This is a genomic window from Streptomyces sp. Q2, assembly GCF_056820935.1.
In genome coordinates this window covers 86,367-106,104 of record NZ_JBXEJE010000003.1, presented here as the reverse complement: position 1 = coordinate 106,104, position 19,738 = coordinate 86,367, and the positions used below count along the sequence as shown (strand labels likewise).

General features: G+C 72.1%; 17 protein-coding genes. 6 read left to right on the top strand and 11 right to left on the bottom strand.

Features of this window, described 5'->3' with window-relative positions; all coding sequences use genetic code 11:
• Window positions 1-42: 42 nt before the first annotated feature.
• Both ACWBNA_RS04795 and ACWBNA_RS04790 read left to right on the top strand, forming a co-directional pair.
• Entirely contained in the window at window positions 43-843 is an 801-nt protein-coding gene (locus tag ACWBNA_RS04795; RefSeq protein ID WP_482702614.1) for a hypothetical protein, read from the top strand.
• Window positions 844-919: 76 nt separating this feature from the next.
• Window positions 920-3,820: an ATP-binding protein gene (locus ACWBNA_RS04790; protein ID WP_482702612.1), complete on the top strand. Its 2,901-nt coding sequence runs from the start codon at window positions 920-922 to the stop codon at window positions 3,818-3,820.
• A 10-nt stretch (window positions 3,821-3,830) separates the two neighbouring features.
• Here the strand turns inward: ACWBNA_RS04790 and ACWBNA_RS04785 are convergent, their stop codons facing one another.
• Genes ACWBNA_RS04785 through ACWBNA_RS04775 form a run of 3 tightly spaced genes read right to left on the bottom strand, consistent with a single transcriptional unit; the run spans window position 3,831 to window position 8,978 of the window.
• A complete protein-coding gene (locus ACWBNA_RS04785) occupies window positions 3,831-6,005 on the bottom strand; it encodes a bifunctional serine/threonine-protein kinase/ABC transporter substrate-binding protein (protein ID WP_482702610.1) in 2,175 nt (724 codons plus the stop codon).
• A gap of 40 nt (window positions 6,006-6,045) precedes the next feature.
• A complete protein-coding gene (locus tag ACWBNA_RS04780) occupies window positions 6,046-8,337 on the bottom strand; it encodes a bifunctional serine/threonine-protein kinase/ABC transporter substrate-binding protein (RefSeq protein WP_482702608.1) in 2,292 nt (763 codons plus the stop codon).
• Window positions 8,337-8,978 (bottom strand): hypothetical protein, encoded by a 642-nt coding sequence (locus ACWBNA_RS04775; RefSeq protein ID WP_482702606.1) that lies wholly within the window; start codon window positions 8,976-8,978, stop codon window positions 8,337-8,339. Before ACWBNA_RS04775 ends, ACWBNA_RS04780 begins: the two co-directional genes overlap by 1 nt.
• On the opposite strand from ACWBNA_RS04775, the gene ACWBNA_RS04770 reads away from it, so the two are divergent.
• A complete protein-coding gene (locus ACWBNA_RS04770) occupies window positions 8,971-9,228 on the top strand; it encodes a hypothetical protein (RefSeq protein ID WP_482702604.1) in 258 nt (85 codons plus the stop codon). The genes ACWBNA_RS04775 and ACWBNA_RS04770 overlap by 8 nt on opposite strands.
• A gap of 89 nt (window positions 9,229-9,317) precedes the next feature.
• On the opposite strand, the gene ACWBNA_RS04765 is transcribed toward ACWBNA_RS04770, so the two are convergent.
• The 5 genes from ACWBNA_RS04765 to ACWBNA_RS04745 all read right to left on the bottom strand — a co-directional run bounded on the left by ACWBNA_RS04765 (window position 9,318) and on the right by ACWBNA_RS04745 (window position 14,308).
• A complete protein-coding gene (locus ACWBNA_RS04765; protein ID WP_482702972.1) occupies window positions 9,318-10,157 on the bottom strand; it encodes an oleate hydratase in 840 nt (279 codons plus the stop codon).
• Between the two features lie 4 nt (window positions 10,158-10,161).
• Window positions 10,162-10,392: an oleate hydratase gene (locus ACWBNA_RS04760; protein ID WP_482702601.1), complete on the bottom strand. Its 231-nt coding sequence runs from the start codon at window positions 10,390-10,392 to the stop codon at window positions 10,162-10,164.
• Window positions 10,393-10,597: 205 nt separating this feature from the next.
• Window positions 10,598-11,020 (bottom strand): hypothetical protein, encoded by a 423-nt coding sequence (locus ACWBNA_RS04755; protein ID WP_482702599.1) that lies wholly within the window; start codon window positions 11,018-11,020, stop codon window positions 10,598-10,600.
• Between the two features lie 43 nt (window positions 11,021-11,063).
• Window positions 11,064-12,278 (bottom strand): globin domain-containing protein, encoded by a 1,215-nt coding sequence (locus tag ACWBNA_RS04750; protein WP_482702597.1) that lies wholly within the window; start codon window positions 12,276-12,278, stop codon window positions 11,064-11,066.
• A 317-nt stretch (window positions 12,279-12,595) separates the two neighbouring features.
• Window positions 12,596-14,308: a SulP family inorganic anion transporter gene (locus tag ACWBNA_RS04745; protein WP_482702596.1), complete on the bottom strand. Its 1,713-nt coding sequence runs from the start codon at window positions 14,306-14,308 to the stop codon at window positions 12,596-12,598.
• A gap of 359 nt (window positions 14,309-14,667) precedes the next feature.
• Here ACWBNA_RS04745 and ACWBNA_RS04740 point away from each other — a divergent pair, with 359 nt between their 5' ends.
• Genes ACWBNA_RS04740 through ACWBNA_RS04730 form a run of 3 tightly spaced genes read left to right on the top strand, consistent with a single transcriptional unit; the run spans window position 14,668 to window position 17,507 of the window.
• Window positions 14,668-15,573 carry a universal stress protein gene (locus tag ACWBNA_RS04740; RefSeq protein WP_482702595.1) on the top strand — a complete coding sequence of 302 codons (906 nt, stop codon included), beginning with the start codon at window positions 14,668-14,670 and terminating at the stop codon, window positions 15,571-15,573.
• A 30-nt stretch (window positions 15,574-15,603) separates the two neighbouring features.
• Complete coding sequence (locus ACWBNA_RS04735; protein ID WP_482702593.1) at window positions 15,604-16,626, top strand: zinc-dependent alcohol dehydrogenase; 1,023 nt, start codon at window positions 15,604-15,606, stop codon at window positions 16,624-16,626.
• Between the two features lie 5 nt (window positions 16,627-16,631).
• Entirely contained in the window at window positions 16,632-17,507 is an 876-nt protein-coding gene (locus ACWBNA_RS04730) for a universal stress protein (protein ID WP_482702591.1), read from the top strand.
• A gap of 15 nt (window positions 17,508-17,522) precedes the next feature.
• Here the strand turns inward: ACWBNA_RS04730 and ppk2 are convergent, their stop codons facing one another.
• The 3 genes from ppk2 to ACWBNA_RS04715 form a co-directional block, all read right to left on the bottom strand.
• A complete protein-coding gene (gene ppk2 / locus ACWBNA_RS04725; RefSeq protein ID WP_482702589.1) occupies window positions 17,523-18,326 on the bottom strand; it encodes a polyphosphate kinase 2 in 804 nt (267 codons plus the stop codon).
• Window positions 18,327-18,488: 162 nt separating this feature from the next.
• Complete coding sequence (locus ACWBNA_RS04720; protein WP_482702587.1) at window positions 18,489-19,181, bottom strand: CBS domain-containing protein; 693 nt, start codon at window positions 19,179-19,181, stop codon at window positions 18,489-18,491.
• A 41-nt stretch (window positions 19,182-19,222) separates the two neighbouring features.
• Entirely contained in the window at window positions 19,223-19,687 is a 465-nt protein-coding gene (locus ACWBNA_RS04715; RefSeq protein ID WP_482702585.1) for a cyclic nucleotide-binding domain-containing protein, read from the bottom strand.
• Window positions 19,688-19,738: the final 51 nt, after the last annotated feature.

Sequence of the window (19,738 nt, the reverse complement as noted above, 5' to 3'; positions counted from 1 at the left end):
GCGGCTCTCGCCCGTCCTCGAACGCAAGGCGGGGGGCGACCGATGACGCAGGAGCAGACCGGGGACACGACCTCGCGGACGACACCGGGCGTGAGGCGGACCAGGACCGTGCGAGCCCGTGCGGTGCGCTGGATGTTCCGCCTCGTCATGGCTGCCCTGATCCTGCTGCTCGCCGTACGCACCTACGAGGAGACGGCCGTCGCGCACGCACGGTCGAACGGGTCGCTGCGCACGGCCGAGGCCACCATCACGAAGCTGACGTCCCACACGACGAGCGGGAGGGACGGCGGAGGGCAGGACGGCGGCAGTGGCGAATGGGTCGTCACCACCACGAACACGTTCGATTTGCGCTTCGACGACGGGACGAAGACCCTGAACGACGTCCCGGACCAGTCCGCGCACGACCTCCAGAAAGGACAGCGGGTTCAGGCGGGCCTGTGGCACGGGCGGGTCGTGGAGATCGACGGACGCGACGTGTGGCGCGGCTGGCACCCCGGGGGGTGGGACATGACGCTGTTCGTGACGTACCCGCTGATCATGGGGTATGTGATCGCACTCGCTTTGGCTGCCGCCGGGTACCTGGCCGGGCTGCGCGACGACCGAGTGCGGCTGGAGCAGCAGGACCGGATGGGGCCCTTGGGATTCGGGCTCGTCGTCGGGACGGCAGCGGTCCTCGCGCTCATCGCGTGCGGGACTTTGGGGCACTTCGCCGCCTTCTGGCCGCTCATTCCCATCGCCGCCGGAACCACGGCCGCGCTGGCGGGGCTACGGGGGAAGCTCCTGAGGGCCCGGATCCCCTCCGTCACGGACACACCCGGCGGGAGAGCACCGTTCCACGGGTGAGAGCCGGGGCTTCGACCGCCCTGTGGAACCACTCTGTAATGATCAGGCGAACTCGGTGGGGAACGGAGACGCGCTGGTGCCGACATGGGACAAGCCGGCGACGACGCTGGTCGGCAGAGCCGAGGAGACGACCCGGCTCGACTCGGTGATCGGCCGACTCGGGCAGGACGGCGTTCCCGCGGTCGTCGACATCGAAGCGGACGCCGGCATGGGCAAGAGCCGACTGCTGAGCGAGCTGTGCGCGCGGGCGCGACGGCGTGGGCTGACCGTACTGCGCGGCCGTGCCACGGAGTACGAGCAGTACAGCCCGTTCCAGACGTTCACCGACGCGTTCGCCGACGTCGATCACGCCTTCCTCGACTCGGACGCCGTGCCCGAAGCGGCGGCACCGGTGCTGCGCGGCACCGACAGCGTGCTGAGCGCCGCGTCGGGCCCCGCGAACCGCGATCGCTTCGGCCTCTATCGCGCCGTGGCGGACGTACTGAACAGACTCGGGGAGCGGAGCGGGCTGGTGATGGCCCTGGACGACCTGCACTGGGCGGATCCCGCGTCCCTGGAGCTGCTGGACCACTTGATCCGGCACCCCGCGCGTGGCCGGGTGCTGCTGGTCGTGGCGCGGCGGGGACGGCAGACGCCGCACTCGCTCGTCGCCGCTCTGACACGCGGCGTCGACAGCGGAGCCGTCCTGCCCATGGTGCTGCGCCCGCTGCCCGAGCGGGACTCCATCGCGACGCTGGCCTCCGACCTGCCCCCGCGTGACGCGAAGGAGATCTACGAATCCAGCGAGGGCAACCCGCTGTATCTCCTTTCCCTTCTGCAGGCCCACCGTCACGGCACGTCAGTGGGCCACGGCCTTCCCCGGGCCCACGACGACACCGTGTCCGGCGTGCCGAGCGGACTGGGCTCGCTGCTCCTGGAGGAACTGACCGCGCTGACCGAGGCACAGCGCCGCACCGTCGAAGCAGTGGCCGTCCTCGGCGATCACGCCACGCCCGCGATGCTGAGCCGGACGACCGGCCCTGGCGAGGCCGAGGAACTCGACGACTGCATCGGCGCACTGGTGCGGCGAGACCTGCTGCGCACGGGGACCGACGGTCGCTGGACCCTGCGTCACCCGCTGCTGCGGGCACTGGTCTACGAGAACACCGCGGCATCACGCCGCGCCGAGATCCACCGCGCCGCGGCGGACGAACAGGCGCGAGCAGGCGCCCCCGCGACCGAGCGGGCCCACCACCTCGAAAGGTCGCTGGTCGGCTGGGATCCCATGGCGGCGGCCGTGTTGAGCGAGGCGGCCGCCCAGTTCGCCCATACGGCGCCCGCGACCGCCGCCCATCTGCTGGACGTCGTGCTCCGGCTCATGCCCGACACACCCGTGTTCGCGCGCCGGCGCGGGGAGTTGACGCTGTCGCGCGCCAGAGCCCTCGGTACGGGCGGCAGCCTGCGGGAGAGCCGCGATCTGCTCCACACACTGATCAGCAGGTCCGGTCAGGACGACGACGCGTTACTGCGTGGGGACGCCATCGCGCTGTGCGCCATGATGGAACGGCACCTCGGACACTCCCCGGAAGCGATCGCCCTGCTGCAGCGGGAACTGGTCCGCATCCCCGGTCCGGAGCCGCGCCAGGCGGTCTCCCTGGGGCTCGCGCTGGGCATGGCCGCCCTGAACACCGTCTCCTACCCCGACGTGCGCGACGACGTCGAACGGACCCTCGCGGTGGCCCGCTCCCACGGCGATCTCATGGGAGAGATGGGGGCCTTGGCGCTGGCCTCGTTGGGCGAGGCCTACGAAGGGCAGACAGCGGCGGCGCAGCGATTCGCCGATGCGGCCGCCGGGCTCGTGGACGGTCTGACCGACCCCAGCCTCATCGAACTGTGCGAGTCGCTGGTGTGGTTGGCCTGGGCGGAAGCCCTGCTGGAACGCTATGCCGACGCGGAACGCCACGCCGACCGGGGCCTGGACATCGCCCGCCGCAGCGGCCAGGTCCACGTCCTGCCCCACCTGCTGAGCAGCAAGGCCTTCGTGCACCTCAACACCTGCCGGCTGCCGTCCGCCCTGGAGTCGGCAGAGGAGGCGGAATCCGTCGCACGCGCCATCGGCAGCAGCGACCTCCTGGCTTTCACCCTGACCTTCAAGGCACTGATCCTTCTCCTGCGCCGCCCCCTGGGCGACACCAGCGCCCTGACGACCGCCGAGGAGGCCGTGGCCACGGCCGGCCGCAGCAGCCACTGGTGGGCGTCGCTGGCCAGGTGCGTGCTCGGTCACACGGCGCTGGTGGGCGGCGACCCGCGCCGCGCGCAGGACTCGATCCTGAAGGCCGGGGGTCCCGAACTCCTGGGGCTGCAGCCCTCCGTACGGCCCGGCCAGCTGGACACCCTCGTCGGCACCGCCCTCGCGATCGGCGACGTGGAGCAGGCCACGCGCTGGGCGGCACGAGCCGTCGAGGAAGCCGACCGGATGGGGCTGCACGGTCAGCGCGGGGCGGCACTGCGCGCCGAGGCGGCGCTCGCCCAGCACCACGGCGACGCCCGCACGGCCGCGGACCTCTTCGAGCGCGCCGCGCAGGCGTACGCCCCCTCCGGCGCCGCGGTCTGGGAGGCGTACTCCCTGCTGCTGGCGAGCGTCCAGGCGCAGGCTGCGGGTGAGGGGCGGCGCGCTGTCGCGATGTGGGAGCGGGCCCGCCGTATCGCCGACGCCGGCGGCGCGCGCCTGCTGTCCGACCTGGCCGCGCTCGTGCGCCCGCAGGCCGGGCAAGCCCCGCGCGCACCCACGGAGCTCGACCAACTGACCGCACGTGAACGGGAGATCGCCGAGCTCGTCGCCGAAGGACTGAGCAACCAGGCCATCGCGACCAAGCTGTATCTCAGCCGCCGTACGGTCGAGACCCACCTGTCGGCCGTCTACCGGAAGGCCTCGGTGTCGTCCCGTTCGGCACTGGCGGGCCTCGTGACGCGTGCCGCCCTCGACCGGCGCACGTGAACACACAGGCTCACGTCGTGGCGTCCCGGTAGTCGCCGAGACAGCGGAAGGCGCCCCCGGTCGCCCGGAACAGGTACATCGCGTCCGTGTAGCGGTAGGTGGACGAGTCGTAGTGCAGCCGTTTGGTGATCCCCCGGTAGTCCGTCTCGCGCAACCGGCCCACGATCGCGTCCCGTTGCGGTCGGGACGTGCCCAGGGCCGTCATGGCACGGGTCACGAAGAGCGTCGCGTCGTAGGTCTCGACGGAGTACCAGGGCGGTGCGGTGCCGAAGCGTGCGCGGTAGGCGGTGACGAACGACTTCGCGGCCGGCACCCGGGTCGGATCGAGGAAGGAGGCCGCGAACACCCAGCCCTCGGCGGCCTCGCCCGCCGAGGTGAGGAAGCGGGGGTCGAGGGCGCGCTGCCCGGCCAGCCGCGCACCCGAGTAGCCGGCGGAGCGCAGCGCGCGGGCAAGCCGCGCGGCCCGCGCGTATCCGCCGCCGAACACCACCGCGTCCGCTCCCGCATCGGTCACCGACTCCGCGAGGGCGCGGAAGTCCTGAGCCGAGCCGTCCCCGGCGGCGAGGGTGTGCCGAACCGTGGTGCGCGGCCCGGATCGCACGGCCTCGTCGACGCCGGCGCACAGACGCCAGCTGAAGTCGCCCTCGGCGGCGTCGTCGATCAGTACCGTTTTGCGGGCCCCGGCGGTGCGCACGAGGTACGCGACGACCGGCGCGGCCAGGGTCGCGTCGTTGGGGCGGGTGGCCGCGTACACCCGGTACTTGTTGGTGTCCACCTCGTCGAGCCCGACCGAGACGGTGAGCATCGGCAGCCGTGCCTGCTGGTAGAGGCCGAGGGTGGCCTTCGCGCAGGCATCGGTGGACGGTCCGAGCACCGCGCGGACCCGGTCGTCGGCCGCCAACCGCAGGGCGATCCGCCGTGCCCGGTCCGTATTTCCTTCGTCGTCGTGCACCTGGAGAGCCAGGTCGAAGCGGCGGTCGGTGCGGGAGTTGAGATGGTCGACGGCGAGGCGGAGGCCGTTCTCCTGGGCGCGGCCCGTCGTACGACCGCTGCCGCTCAGGTCGGCGTGCAGGGCGACCACCAGGCGGGGGCGCGGGGTTCCGCCGTCCTGGGCGGATGTGGGGGCAGGACCTCGCGCCCTCCACCACGCCGCCGTTCCGCCGGCCGCCACGACTCCGGCGGCCGAACCCAGTACCAGGAAACGGCGGCGGGAAGCCCCTCCCGAGGGGACGGCTGTCGTGTCACCGGACGACGCGTCGGCGACCGTCGCCGCGGTCACCTCGGTGGCGTCTACGGCCGGCAGGGCGAGCACCGCGGCCGAACGACGCGCGATCAGCCGGATCAGGGACTCCGGCAGCCAGCCCTCGCCCTCGCCCCCGCCCTCGCTGTCCAGTGCCTGCCGTACGTCGGCCACGGTTGGCCGGGAGCCGGCCGCTTTCGCCAGACACCCCCGCAGCAGCGGCAGCAACGCCTGCGGTACGCCGTCCAGTTCCGGCTCGTCATGGACCGTGCGCACCAGCGTCTCGGCCGCGGAGCCGTGTCCGAACGGGCGCTCGCCCGTCACCGCGTACGCCAGCAGACAGCCGAGGGAGAAGACGTCACTGGCGGGCCCGATCTCCCGGCCCCTGCCCTGGGCCTGCTCGGGGGAGAGGAATCCGGGGGAGCCGACCACCATGCCGCTGGCGGTGAGCGCCGTGTCCTCCGGCATCCGGGCGATACCGAAGTCGATCACCCGAGGGCCGTCGACGGCGAGCAGAACATTGCCGGGCTTGACGTCCCGGTGCACAAGGCCCGCCCCGTGCACCGCGTCGAGTGCCTCGGCCAGCCGCGCGCCCAGGACGCGGACGGTCTCGTACGGCAGCGGCCCGCACTCCTCCACCGCCTCCGCCAGCGAGGGCCCCGGCACGAACGCCGTCGCGAGCCACGGCGACTCGGCGTCCGGGTCCGCGTCGAGCAGCGGCACCACCCAGGGGTTGGCGACCCGGCCCGCCGTCTCCACCTCACGGCGGAAACGGGCCCGGAATCCCGGGTCGTCCGCGTGCGCCGCGCGGATCACCTTCACGGCGGCGAGCGCGCGCCCGGGGGAGCGGGCCAGGTACACCACGCCCATGCCGCCCGCGCCCAGCCGGCGCAGCAGCCGATAGCCGGCGATCCTTGCCGGGTCGGCGCCGCGCAACGGCTCCATCAGCGGCCCGTCGGGTGGGCGCCCGGGACGTAACGCCCCATCAGGTCGACACCTGGAAGGGCGCCACGCCCTGGTACGCGAACCTGCCGCCGTCGACCTTCCACAGGTAGACGCCGCTGCCGTCGATGACCAGGGCCCCGGTGGTCTTGTCGAACGCGAGGTTCCTGGAGATGCCCTTGTAGGTGGCCGAGCGAAGTGCCGTCGTCAGGTTCTGCCGGGTGCGACGCCCGACGGTCAGCGAGCGCAGAGTACGTACGGCGAGCTGCGCCACGTCGTACGTCTCGACGGCGTACCGCTCCGGCTCCGCGTCGAAACGCTTGCGGTGAGCGGCCCTGAACGTCTTCGCCTCGGGCGCCACGGTGGCGTCCATGACCGGGGCGACGATCACCCAGCCGTCGGCCGCGTCCTGCGCGGCGGACAGGAACCGCGCGTCGAGCACTCCCTGGGCGGCGGCCCTGGCCCCCGGGAAGTCCCGACTGCTCAGTTCCCGGGCCAGCAGCGCGGCCCGGTCGTGATAGCCGGCGAACGCCACCGAGTCCGCACCCCCGTCGAGCAGGGCGTCCAGGATCGGCCCGAAGTCGGTGCGCAGTGCGCTGACCACCTTCGGTACGGCCGGCTGCCGTGCCTTGCGCAGGATGTTGGCCAGCGTGCTGCTGATCTCCCAGCCGTAGGCGTCCGCCGCGCGGTCGTCGACGATCCCGACCGTGCGCGACTTCGCGGTGCCGCGCAGATACGTGTCGAGGTAGAACGGCAGGATCGTGTCCGTCACCCGGGCGTGCAGGAAGGACCGGCTGCCCATCACCCCCAGCACGGTGGCGCCGGGCGACACCGCGATCAGGGGCAGCGAGGCCGCGTCGTACGTCACCAGCGAGGCCAGGGCGGTGGCGTCCGTGGTCGGACCGATCACGGCCAGCACCGAAGGGTCGGCGACGAGCTCCTTGGCGGCGGCGACCGACCGGGCCGGATCGCCGCCGTCGTCCACCGTCTTCACGGCGAGGGCGAAGGGGCTGCCCGGACGGGCGTTGAACTCGTCGACGGCGAGCCGCAGCCCCCGCTCCTGAGCCCGGCCCAGCGCCTTCTGATCGCCGGTCAGATCGCCATGCAGCCCGAGGGTGTACACGGGACCGCCGGCTTTCGGGGTGGCGTTGTCGTTCTCGCCGTCACGGGAGAGGGCCGCCCACGCGGCCAGTCCGCCACCGGCCGTGACGACCGCCGCGCCGCCGGTCAGGAGAAGGAAACGGCGTCTGCCGCCCGACCGGGGCTCAGGCTGCGCGGCCGCGGTGTCCGCCGCAGCGGTACCGGAGGACGCCGGGTCGACCTCGGTGTCGTCGATGGAGGGCAACGCGAGCCCGGCGGCCGAGCGTTCCGCGATCAGCCGGACCAACGGCTCGGGCAGCCAACCCTCCTCGGCGGGGTCCGGCCCCTTCTCGCCGGAGCCAGGCTCCTTCTCCCCGGCGGTCCCGTCCTCCTCGGGGTCTGGAGGAGATACGACTCTGAGGGCCACCCGGGGGTCGGGAGGCGCGGTGGGCGCGGCGGCCGTGAGGGCCTCGGACAGGGTCTCGGCCGTGGGCCGCAGCTCCGGGTCCTTCTCCAGACAGCTGCCCACCACCTCGGCGAGCTCGGCCGGAACACCCTCCAGATCTGGCGCGTCGTGCACCGTCCGGTACAGCAGTGCGTCGATCGACCCGGTGCCGAAGGGAAGGCGGCCGGTCGCCGCGAAGGCCAGCACACAGCCCAACGAGAAGACGTCTCCGGCCGGTCCCGGGTCCCCCGCGCCCTGGGCCTGCTCCGGCGGCAGGAACCCGGGTGTGCCGATCACGACACCGGTCGAGGTGAGCGAGGTGTCCTCGGGGTCGCGGGCCACACCGAAGTCGATCAGCCGTGGTCCGTCGAGCGCCAGCAGCACGTTGCCGGGTTTGACGTCCCGGTGCACGAGACCGGCCGCGTGGAGTTCTCCCAGGGCCTCGGCGAGCCGCGCCCCCAGCACCCGCAGGCTCGGCACCGGAAGTGGCCCGTGCTCGGCGAGGGCCTCGGCGAGCGAGGGACCGGGGACGAACGTGGTCGCGAGCCAGGGTTGCGCCGCCCCGGGGTCCGCGTCCACCAGCGACGCCACCCACGGGCTGTTCATCCGGCGGGCCGTCTCCGCCTCGCGCCTGAACCGCTCCCGGAAGTCGCTGTCTTCGGCGTACTCGGCCTGAATCACCTTGAGCGCGACCAGATTTCCACCGGCCGAGCGGGCCAGGTACACCACGCCCATGCCGCCGGCGCCGAGCCGTCCGAGCAGCCGGTAGTCCGCCAGCCTGGCGGGGTCGGAGGTACGCAGCGGTTCCATCACTTCCCCTTCAGCCGCTGCTCGACGCGCGTCAGCATCTGAGCCAGGGCCTTGCTGCCGAGTTCATTGGCTTCCTGCTCGGTGTAGCCGGTGCCGGCCGTCACGGAGACGGCCACGACGACCGTGCCCAGCCGGGCGAGCATCCACCGGTACGGCTGGGCGGCACCACCGTTCTCGACGAACTGCCCCGCCTCCAGCACGGAGTCGTCGGCGTACTCCTGCTCGCGGGCGCCGAAGGGGGTGCCGAGCGACGCCAGCCCTGTGATCCGCTCGTCCGACCTCGGCCGTTGCTCCGGGCAGCGCAGCACCTCTTCGAGGGTGGTGCTCAGCTGTTCGTCGGCGCCGAGGACGGAGGCGTGCACGGTCGCCACGGCCGTCACCTTGACCGCGCCCTTGCCGCCGCCCTTGTCGGCCGGCAGCCGGCTGTAGCGGGACGTGCTCGCCAGCACCCCGCGCGGAAGCTCCTCCCGCTGCCACCGGCACCCCTCGTTCAACACGGCCCAGGTGCCCGGGGTGCTCTCGGCCGGGGTCTGGGCGACGTAACCCCGCCCCCAGTCGTCGGGGACGAGTACGACGGACTCGGCCAGCAGGCGCCCGTCCTTCGCGGTCCGGGGCACGAGGGAGACATCGGGCGTGAACACGGAAGAGACGGCGGACGAACCGCCCGACGGGCTCACCCCGGCACTCGGCGAAGCACTGCCCGAAGTGCTGGGCGAAGCACTGGCCGCGGGCGAACCGCTGCGCTGGGAAGCCGCGTCTCCCGCCCCCTGGGCCGAACACCCGGCCAGCAGACTCCCCGCCACCAACAAGCTCACCCAACCAACCCGACTGTCACGGGAGTTGTCTGTCACTCAGTCCCCTCAACACCGTTCGCGCTGTCCGAGTCCCTGAACGTAGACGGCCGGGAGGAAAGGGGCCTCAGTGCAATTACGTATAGGGCTACGTAATTCGCCGCGGAGGTCGGCTGGTCGCGCTCCAGGTCACCGGCGGTGCATCGTCTCCAGGGCTGCGGCCAGCACGTGGGGATCGTGGTGGCCCTTGTACACCGCGGGCGGCCGTCGGTCGGACCGGAGGAGCTGTGCCACCGCCGTCCAGGCGGTGCGAACGGAGTACTCGAGGGTGAACACGACGTCGTCCGGCACTTCCGCGAACTGGCCGATGAAGGCGAGGTTCACCGATCCGCCGGGCACGACCTTGGGCCGGTCGTCGCGGCGGCGGGCCAGGAACTGGCTGGTGATGTACGGCATCACGCAGGGCACGACGGTGGAGGTTTCCATGACCCGCGCCGCCACCGCCTCGTCGAACGGCAGGTGGTGTAGGACCTCTTCGAGGATCTCGCGGCCCGAGCACATCGTCATCGGCCTGGGTGTGTGGTTGCCGGCGCGGCCGGGATGCAGGCCGTAGCCCCACCAGACGGTGACGTCCTCGGGCTGGCCGCGGTAGACGGGCTGGCGGTTGGCGACGATGGTGAGCAGCCAGTTGGAGTCGGTGAAGGTCATCAGGCCGCCCTTGCCGGTTTCCCGGCCGCTGAACTCCTCCAGGGCCTTGAGGAAGGCGGGATCCTTCGCGGTGACGGTGAACGACTCCCAGCGGGACTCCTTGACGTGTTTGTCGAAGGCGTCCGGGTTGCCGAAGTCGTCACGCCCGCGTGCCAGTCGGTGCCAGAGCAGCCAGGCGTCCGAGCGGTGAGGACGCGGGGAGGGTGCGGCGGTGTGCGAGCCGACGCTGGAGGCGTCGGTCATGGAGCCGTTGGTGACCAGAACCAGGTCGTCGGGGCCTACCTCGATCTGCTCGTCACGGCCGCTACGGGACAGGTGGATGCGCTCAACCCTCGTACTCCTGCGACCCGGTGCGAGCCCGAGGTCGGTGACGTGGCAGCCCGCCGCGCATGGAGTAGCCGGTGTTCGCCGTGCCGCCCGCGTCCAGGCTGCCGCCGATCTGCCGCTGCTCTTCGAAGAGGTGGATGTCCGCGCCGTCGAAGCCACCGTCGCGGATCAGGAACGTGGCCGCGGCGAGCGCCGCGATGCCGCTGCCTACCAGATATGCCTTCGCCATCACACAACTCCTGGTTCTCGCCGCCGATCGGGAACCGCCCACCTCACGGTTCCTGGGCCGGCGGGCGCCGTCATCGGGCCGTTGGTCACCTGTGTGGTCCAGATGGCCTCTGAGGCGGTCTCCACGGGTTCACGTGCAGGCGTGGGACAGGACAGGAACCCGGTCGGTGGACCGGTCACCGACCGGGCCCGTACTCACCAGGGGCTCACGCCGGGTGAGAATCCGAGGGCCTGTCGCTGTCTTCAGCAGGCCGTGGCCCAGCGGTCCCGCCGCGCCACGGCGGTGCCGGGGTTTGCCGACCGTGATGCCCGGCCTGGGCCGCCTTGTCGGTGTGGCGGCGCAGCCGGTCGTGGAGTTGGTCGACGACCTCCCGGCCGGTGGTCTCCTCGGCGAGCGCGACCACCTCACGCCGTCCGACGTGCAGGGCAGCCTTCGCCGACCAGGGGCGGTCCGCGTGGTGGGCCGACGCTCTCGTGATGTGCACCTCGCCGGTGACTGCGGGCAGTCCCGGCCTGCCCACGACGGCGTCGATCTTCGCGCGGGCGTACGCGAGCGTGTCCTCGTCCACCTCCCCGTCCGAACGCAGCAGCACGGTGGGAGTGGTGACTCGGGTGTCCTTGCCGGTCATGTCTGTTTCCTTCGTGGAAGGGCGATGGGATGCGCAGAGTCGTTCAGGCTGTCGGGCCGGGCAGCCACAGGTCGGGTCCGAAGACCTCGTACCGGATGCGCCTGGCCGGGACGCCGGCACGCAGCAACTGACCGCGCACCTCGCGCATGAACGGCAACGGGCCGCACAGGAACACGACGGCGTCGTCAGGCACTTCAACGCCGTTCAGGTTCATCAGGCCGGTACGGGCCTCGGGTTCTTCCGTGCCGGGCCGCTCGTACCAGAACAGGGCGCGGGCGTCCGACAGTTGCCCGGCGAGCCGACGGGTCTCGGTGCGCAGGGCATGGTCGGCGGGGGAGCGGTCGGCGTGCAGGACCAGGACCGGGCGGGGTGAGCCGAGGGCGGCGAGGTGGCCCAGGATGCCGGTCATAGGGGTGCAGCCGATGCCCGCGGAGACCAGCACGACCGGGGTGGTGGATTCGGCCGGGTCGTCGAGGAAGACGTCACCGAAGGGCGCGGACAGCGTCAGTTCGTCTCCCGTGCGGACCTGGGCGTGGAGCAGGTTGGAGACTTCGCCGTCCGGCTCACCGGCCGCCCCCGGCACCCGCTTCACGGTGATCCGCCGCAGCTCCCCGCCGGGGTCGGAGGACAGGCTGTACTGGCGCAACTGGCGTACACCGTCGGCCATCAGGGCGCGCACGCTCACGTACTGGCCTGCCCGTGCCTGCGGGGCTGGTTCGCCGTCGGCCGGGCGGAGCAGGAAGGACACGGTGTCAGGGGTTTCGGTGCGGCGCTCCACGACCGTCCACTGCCGCCAGATGTGGCCGGGCTCGATGCCTGCGTTCCGGTAGAGGCGGGCCTCGCGGCCGATCAGGGCGCCGGCCATCAGCCAGTACACCTCGTCCCAGGCGGCCGCCACCTCAGGGGTGACCGCGTCGCCCAGTACCTCGGCTATCGCGCCGAACAGGTACTTGTGCACGATCGTGTACTGGTCGTCGGTGACGCCGACCGCGGCGTGTTTGTGCGCGATGCGGTCCAGCAGGGTGTCGGGGCGGGTGTCCGGGTCGTCGAGGAGCGCGGTGGCGAACCCGGCGATCGAACCGGCGAGGGCGCGGCGCTGGGCCCCGCTGGCCTGGTTGCCGCGGTTGAACATTCCGTCGAGCAGCTCCGGCCGGTCGCGGAACATCGCGTCGTAGAAGCGTGTGGTGATCTCGTCGAGCGCTCCGGCCACGGCGGGCAGGGTGGCACGGACCACGGCGGTGGATTCTGCGGACAGCATGAAGCCTCCCAGGCAGGGGGGAACGAGGTGGGAAGTGCGCCGCATCGCATCGGGCGGCATCTTCTGTGTAGCAGGCACCGGCCCCTGTTTCGGCGCTGTTTCGCGGCCTTGGGCGAAGAGGGGCCGAACGGCCCAATGCATTCGGGAACACCGGCCCCCCACCGTGCTTCACGAGGGGACCGTTCGGCGCCGGGAGGACCTCCCGGCGGCCCTGTCCGCGGCCACTGTCCTGGTGATCGCCGACGGCGGCACGCCCGCGGAACCGGTTCCCAGACACCTCGCAAGCGGGGACTGCGGCGTCTGGCGCCCAGGGCGGTCTACTGGGCGCGGCACCACTTCCGGTACGCGGCCACGGCCGTCGGCAGGGTGGGGAAGATCCGCTCGCTGCCGACGGTATCCGCCAGGCCGTACGCCGTCAGGTCGTCCAGCAGGTCCTGCTTGACGCGGGCGAGGGCGAAGAGGATGCCGTGCTCGGTCAGTTCGCGGCGGAGTTCGTCGACGGCGTCCAGGGCGGTGATGTCGACCTCGACGTTGGCCTCGGCGTTGAGGACGAACCAGCGGACGGGGCTTTTCTGTTCGTCGACGGCGGCCAGCGCCCGGCGGCGGAAGTTCTCCGCGTTGGCGAAGAAGAGAGGGGAGTCGTAGCGGTAGACCAGGAGGCCCGGAATGGTGCTGGCCTGGGGGTAGTCGTCGACATCGTGCATGCCGGCCATGCCGGGCACCAGGCCCTCGACGGCGTCGTGCGGACGGGCCACCCGGGTGAGCAGCTCGGCCACGGACAGGCCGACGGCGACCAGTACCCCGTACAGGATGTCCAGGGCCAGTACCCCGGCGAGGCAGCCGAGCGCCAGCAGGAGTTCCCGGCGGCGGAAGGACGCCAGTCGCCGGAAGCCCGCCAGGTCGATCATACGGACGGCGGCGTACACGACGAGCGCCCCGAGGGCGGCCGAAGGGGTGCGGGCCAGCAGAGGGCTGAGGAAGAGCAGGACCGCCAGGACCACCGCTCCGGCGATCAGAGAGTACGCCTGGCTGCGGGCGCCGGCCGAGGAGGCGAGCGCGGTGCGGCTGGCGCTGCTGCTCACCGGGAATCCGTGCAGCGCGCCGGCGCCCAGGTTGGCCGCGCCCAGGGCCAGGAACTCCTGGTTGGCGTCGAGCCCGGGACCCTCCTCGTCACGCCGGGTGAAGGCCCGCGCGGTGAGGACGAAGTCGGTGTAGCCGACGAGGACGACACCCAGGGCGGGGAGGACGAGGCTCGGCAGGTCGGTCAGATCCGGCACGGTCGCGCCGGGCAGGCCCGACGGGACGTCACCGATCACCTTGATCCCGTGCCGGTCGTCAAGGTCGAAGACCACCACGGCCGCGGTGCCGAAAACCAACGCGAGCAGAGGCCCGGGAACCGTGCGGAAGAAGTGCGCCACCGTGAGGAGGAGCCCGATCATCACCGCGGAGAACACCACCGTGGCCAGATGGGCCCGCGGCAGGTGGCCCGCGAAGGACCACAGTTGGGGGAAGAAGGCCGAGCCTGTCGTGCGGACGCCGGTGAGTTTGGGCAGCTGGTCCACGATCATGATCAGCGCCACGCCTGTCAGATAGCCGATCAGGACGGGACGGGAGAGCAGGTCGGCGACGAAACCGAGTCGCACCGCCCACGCCACCACGCAGAGGAGACCGACCGTGATGGCGAGGGTGGCCGCCAGCGTCGCGTACCGGGCCGGATCACCGGCCGCGAGCGGACCGACGACCGTTGCCGTCATCAGCGCGGTCGTGGACTCCGGACCGACCGAGAGGAGGCGCGAGGAGCCGAGCAGGGCGTAGAGGGCGAGGGCGGGCAGGATCGCCCACAGGCCGGCGACCGGCGGAAGGCCGGCCACGCCCGCGTAGGCCATCACCTGCGGGACGAGGTACGCGGCGACGGTCACGCCGGCCAGCACGTCGCCCTTCAGCCACGAGCGCCGGTAGCCGAGCAGTGTCCCGAGTCCGGGCATCATGCGGCGCCATGGTGGAGCATGGCGGCCCGAGCTGTGGGACATGATCCTCCTTCTGCCGAAGGATCCCAGGATCCTCCGCGCCCTGGCCGCCCGGGAGATGCCGAACGGCCCGCGAGGGCATCGTCTCCCGGTTCAGCCCTCGCCTTCGACGCGTCGGGCAGCGACCATGCCCGGCGCCGGGCGTTCCGGGAGCGGGGCGGGGCGCTCGGACCGCTCGGCTAACGACATGGTTGTGTTCGCACGCGCCGCTCCGGCGCCGGCGGACATCGTGGGCACCGTGACGCCGGGTGTCTCTCACCTCATGGGGCCCATTGGCCCTCGATCGGGACCTGCGGCCTCTGCGTCGTCTCCCTCCTCGCCCACATCCTGAAAGCGGAACCCCGATTCAGGAGGTGGACAGTATGTCCCGCACCGTCACCGTGGGCCTCGACGGCTCGTCAGAGAGCCGTGCCGCCGCCGAGTGGGCGGCCCGCGAAGCGCAGTTGCGCGGCCTGCCACTACGGCTGGTGCACGTCTGGGAGCCCGTCCCGGAGCCCATGGCGCAGGCACCGCTGCTCGGTGCCGAGACTCAGCAGCACTGGAGCGAGCGCATCCCGCGCGAAGCTGCCGAAGAGCTCCGGCTGCGCCACCCCGGCGTGGACCTGACCGTGGACCAGGTCAACGGCCGTCCCGGCGAGGCGCTGGCGCGTGTGGCCCAGGACGCCGAGCTGCTGGTCCTCGGCTCCCGCGGGCTGAGCGGACTCGGAGGCTTCCTGGTCGGCTCGGTGGGACAGGAGGTCATTGCCCACACCGAGGTTCCCGTGGTCCTCGTGCGGGCGGCGGAGCAGGCCGCCGACGAGCACGCCGTGGACCCGGACGGCATCCCGTCCGCGGCGACCGGGCTACGGCCCGTCGTGCTCGGCCTCGACACCGACCGTCCCGACGACACGGTGATCGCCTTCGCCTTCGAGGAGGCCGCCCGCCATGTCGCGCCCCTGCGGGTCGTCCACGCCTGGAACCCGCCGCCCTATTTCGCATACGGCCTGCCCGCCGACCCCCAGCTCAACGCGGAGCTGGGCAGGCAGGACGCCGCCGCGCTGGCCGACGTGATGCACCGCTGGAAGGAGAAGTACCCGGCCGTCGAGGTCGTCGAGGAGTCCGGTTGGGGCAGTCCCGCCGTCCAACTGGTCGACGCCTCACGCGGGGCCTCCCTCGTCGTCGTGGGCCGTCGCATCCGCCGAAGCCCGCTCGGTACCCACATCGGGCCCGTCACCCACGCCGTCCTGCACCATTCCACCGCCCCCGTCGCCGTCATCGCGCACGCCTGACGCAGCCGCGACGAACGAGGAGAAGACATCATGAAGGCAGCGGTCGTACGAGCCTTCGGCGAGCCCCTGGTCATCGAGGAACGACCCGACCCGGAGCCCGGCCCCGGCCAGGTCCGCGTCCGGGTCGAGGCGTCCGGGCTGTGCCACACCGACATCCACGCCGCCCGCGGCGACTGGCCCGTCAAGCCGAACCCGCCGTTCGTGCCCGGTCACGAGGGCGTGGGCCTGGTGGAGAAGCTCGGAGAGGGCGTCACGCATCTCGCCGTCGGGCAACGCGTCGCCGTGCCCTGGCTGGGCAAGGCCTGCGGGCGGTGCGAGCACTGCCTGTCCGGCTGGGAGACGCTGTGTGAGCAGCAGATCAACACCGGCTACGGCTGTGACGGCGGGTACGCCGAGAAGATGCTGGCCTGGGCCGACTTCGCCCAGCTCGTGCCCCAGGGCATCACCGCCCTCGACGCCGCCCCGCTGACCTGCGCCGGCGTCACCACGTACAAGGCGCTGAAGGTCGCCGGCGTCCGGCCCACCCAGCTCGTCGCGATCTCCGGCGTCGGCGGGCTCGGCCACCTGGCCGTGCAGTACGCGAAGATCGCCGGTGCCCAGGTCGCCGCGATCGACGTCACCGACGAGAAGCTCGAACTCGCCGCGGAGCTCGGCGCCGACCTCGTCATCGACGCCCGCAAGCACGATCCCGGGGAGGTTCTCAGGCGGTTCGGCGGTGCGCATGCGGCGATCGCGCTCGCGGTGAACGAGGACGCGTTCGCCGCCGTCAACTCCGGGCTGCGGCGCGGCGGCAAGCTGGTGATGGTGGCGCTGCCGGCGCACGGCACGGTCCAGGTACCGATCTTCGAGACCGTCCTCAACGGCACGTCCGTCATCGGGTCGATCGTCGGCACGCGGCAGGACCTCGCCGAGGTGTTCCAGCTGCACCGGGCGGGCCGGACGAGGGTGATCTACGAAACCCGGCCGCTGGCCTCGGTCAACGAGTCCATCGACGACGTTCTGCAGGGCCACATCAAAGCCCGGATCGTCTTCGACCTCGGCGCCGGGCGGTGACGACGATGAGGGAACCGCCTCTGGTCGTGGGCGTGGACGGCTCCGAGCCGAGCCTGCGGGCCGTGGACTGGGCGGCCGACGAGGCAGCCCTGCGCGGGGCGCCGCTGCGAGTGGTGTACGCCTCGCTGTGGGAGCGGTACGAGGGCACCGCCCTCGCCGCCGACCTCGGCAAGCCGTCCGAGCAGGTGCGGGCCGACGGCATCATCGAGGGCGCGGCCCGCCGGGCGCGGGCCCGCCACCCCGACCTGAAGGTGTCCGCCGACGTGCTGCCGGAGGAGCCGGAGTACGCCCTGGTGAGGGAAGGCCGGTACGCCGGCGCCCTGGTCCTGGGCACCCGCGGCCGCAGCGGCATCACCGAACTGCTCCTCGGCTCGGTGAGTCTGACCGTGGCCGCCCACGCCCACTGCCCGGTGATCGTGCTGCGTGGCACCCACGACAACCAGGTGACGCCCGTGGTCCGCGGACGCGTCGTCGTGGGCGTCGGCGAGCACCCGGACCCGTCGGCGGCCGTGCGCTTCGCCTTCGAGGAGGCGCGGCGGCGCGGGGTGCCCCTGGAGGCCGTACGGGCCTGGCGGTGCCCCGCACACGAGACCACCGACCATCCGCTGTTGTCCGGGGAACCTGCCCGTGTGTACGAGGCACAGGCGGCGAAGACGCTGGAAGCGGCGCTACGCGACGCCCCGGAAGACGTGGACGTGCGCCGGCGCACCGTCGAAGGCCCCGCCCGCCGGGTGCTCCTGGATGCCTCGCACGAGGCCGACCTGCTCGTCGTCGGCGCTCGCCGCCGCGAGGGTCACCTCGGACTCCAGCTCGGCCGGGTCGCCCACGCGGCCCTGCACCGCTCCGCCTGCCCGGTCGCCGTCGTGCCCGAACGGGCGTGAGACAGGTACCGGCTGTCACAGGCCGGCCGCGTGATCGGGGACGTACGTCTGCAGATCACGCGGCGGGCGCTGGTAGCCGGTCGACGGCGGCCGCTCCGGCAGTTCCAGCACCGGCGGCGGCACCTCCTGGTAATGCACGGAGTCCAACAGGTGGGCGATCATGTTGAGCCGGGCCCGGCGCTTGTCGTCGCTCTCGACGACGAACCAGGGCGCCTCCGGGATGTCGGTGTGCACCATCATCTCGTCCTTGGCCCGGGAGTACGCCTCCCATCGAGTGATCGACTCCAGGTCCATCGGGGACAGTTTCCAGCGCCGCGTCGGATCCTCCAGCCGGCGCCGGAAGCGATCCTGTTGCTCGGTGTCGCTCACCGAGAACCAGTACTTGCGCAACAGGATCCCGTCCTCCAGCAGCATCCGCTCGAAGACGGGGCACTGGCGCAGGAACAGCTGGTACTCCTCCTTGGTGCAGAAGCCCATCACGTGCTCGACACCGGCGCGGTTGTACCAGGACCGGTCGAACAGCACGATCTCCCCGGCCGCCGGCAGATGCTCGACGTACCGCTGGAAGTACCACTGGGTGCGCTGGCGCTCGGTGGGCTTGGGCAGGGCGACGATCCGGGCGACGCGAGGGTTGAGATGTTCCGCCACCCGTTTGATGGTGCCGCCCTTGCCGGCCGCGTCCCGGCCCTCGAAGACGACGACCAGACGGGCCCCCTCTGCCCGCACCCACTCCTGCAGCTTCACCAACTCCGTCTGCAGCCGCAGTAGTTCCTTCTCGTACGCCTTGCGCGGCACCTTCTCCGCGTTCTTGCCGGCCATGCCGCCTCCACCGCTCGGTGACTCCGGGGAGCCACCGCGCCCAGGGTCGAATGCCAGAACAGCACCGTACTGACCTCCGCGCACCCGCGCACCGTGGTGGCGCGTCCTGCGCCGCCCGACCTCGGCAGGTTCACTCGGGCCACCGGGACGGAGGCCAGTGGATCACCGTTTGCGGGGCGCCCTGCCTTCGGTGGCCGACTCGGGAGAACCGCCGTGCTCGGAGAGATCGAAGTCCACGTTCACGACGCCCTCGACGGCCCGGATCAGACGTGCGGCCACCGGCACCAGGGACGTGTCCCGGATGCGGCCGCTGAGCGTCACGACACCGTCCCGTACCGCCACGCGTGCGGATGACGCCGGGGAGGGGAAGAGGTACGACACCACCTCCCGGCGCACCTCCTCGGCGATCTCCTCGTCGTCGCGCAGGAACACCTTCAGCAGGTCGGCGCGGCTGACGATGCCCTGCAGCACGCCCAACTCGTCGACGACCGGCAGTCGTTTGACCTTGGCGCGTGCCATGGTCCGCGCGGCCTGGGCGAGCGTCGCGTCCGCCTGGACGGTGAGGGCCGGCGAGGTCATCAGCTCTTCGGCGGTCGCCGCGCCGGCCTTCGCGAGGTCGGACAGGCGTCGCAGCTGGGTGTACCGGTCGGGGTCGCTGTCGCGGAACTCCTCCTTGGGCAGCAGGTCGGCCTCGGAGACAATGCCGACGACGCGCCCCTCGCCCTCCAGGACGGGCAGGGCGCTGACCTTCCAGTCCTGCATCATCCGCACGATCTCCTTGAAGGCGGCCTCGCGGCCGATTGCGGCGACGGTCGCGCTCATGACGTCGCTCACGATGTGCGGGGTGCCGTGCATGGTGGCTCCTTGGTCGTTGTCGCTCCGGCTCGCAGGGGTGGTCACAGGAGGCTGCCGCTGCCGTAGGGGGCGTACAGGTCCAGCAGCCGAGTGCGGGCGGAACGCAGGCGGTGGGCGAGGACGTCGCCGACCCACTGGGCGACGCTCTGACCGAGTGCGGGATCGTCCCGGCACAGCGAACGGATCGCGGTGGCGTCGAACTCGTACGCCCGCACCGGACTGGTGGCCTCGGCACCCAGGTGCCAGGCGTGCGGTGCGAACAGCCAGGACCAGCCGAGAAGTTCATGGTGCCCGAGGGTCTCGATCACGGCCGCGCGGCGGCCGGGCACGTGCATGTCGAGGGCGACGGTGCCGGTGCGGATGATCCAGAACCGGTCCGCGCGCCCGCCCTCCTCGAACAGACGGGCTCCCTCGGGGAACGAAACCTCCCGGGCGAAGCGCATCAGCCGATGCCGGTGCTCGGCGGGCAGCGCCCGCAGCATGCCGGCCGTGGGGGGAACGTTCATGATGGGCCTCCGATCAGGGCGTACGTACCTGCCACGTCCAGCGTGTGCCCG

Coding starts and splice junctions, on each gene's coding strand:
- ACWBNA_RS04795 (WP_482702614.1), top strand. CDS start 43: ATGACGCAGGAGCAGACCGGGGACACGACCTCGCGGACGACACCGGGC.
- ACWBNA_RS04785 (WP_482702610.1), bottom strand. CDS start 6,005: ATGGAGCCGTTGCGCGGCGCCGACCCGGCAAGGATCGCCGGCTATCGG.
- ACWBNA_RS04780 (WP_482702608.1), bottom strand. CDS start 8,337: ATGGAACCGCTGCGTACCTCCGACCCCGCCAGGCTGGCGGACTACCGG.
- ACWBNA_RS04760 (WP_482702601.1), bottom strand. CDS start 10,392: ATGGCGAAGGCATATCTGGTAGGCAGCGGCATCGCGGCGCTCGCCGCG.
- ACWBNA_RS04755 (WP_482702599.1), bottom strand. CDS start 11,020: ATGACCGGCAAGGACACCCGAGTCACCACTCCCACCGTGCTGCTGCGT.
- ACWBNA_RS04750 (WP_482702597.1), bottom strand. CDS start 12,278: ATGCTGTCCGCAGAATCCACCGCCGTGGTCCGTGCCACCCTGCCCGCC.
- ACWBNA_RS04745 (WP_482702596.1), bottom strand. CDS start 14,308: ATGTCCCACAGCTCGGGCCGCCATGCTCCACCATGGCGCCGCATGATG.
- ACWBNA_RS04740 (WP_482702595.1), top strand. CDS start 14,668: ATGTCCCGCACCGTCACCGTGGGCCTCGACGGCTCGTCAGAGAGCCGT.
- ACWBNA_RS04735 (WP_482702593.1), top strand. CDS start 15,604: ATGAAGGCAGCGGTCGTACGAGCCTTCGGCGAGCCCCTGGTCATCGAG.
- ACWBNA_RS04730 (WP_482702591.1), top strand. CDS start 16,632: ATGAGGGAACCGCCTCTGGTCGTGGGCGTGGACGGCTCCGAGCCGAGC.
- ppk2 (WP_482702589.1), bottom strand. CDS start 18,326: ATGGCCGGCAAGAACGCGGAGAAGGTGCCGCGCAAGGCGTACGAGAAG.
- ACWBNA_RS04720 (WP_482702587.1), bottom strand. CDS start 19,181: ATGCACGGCACCCCGCACATCGTGAGCGACGTCATGAGCGCGACCGTC.
- ACWBNA_RS04715 (WP_482702585.1), bottom strand. CDS start 19,687: ATGAACGTTCCCCCCACGGCCGGCATGCTGCGGGCGCTGCCCGCCGAG.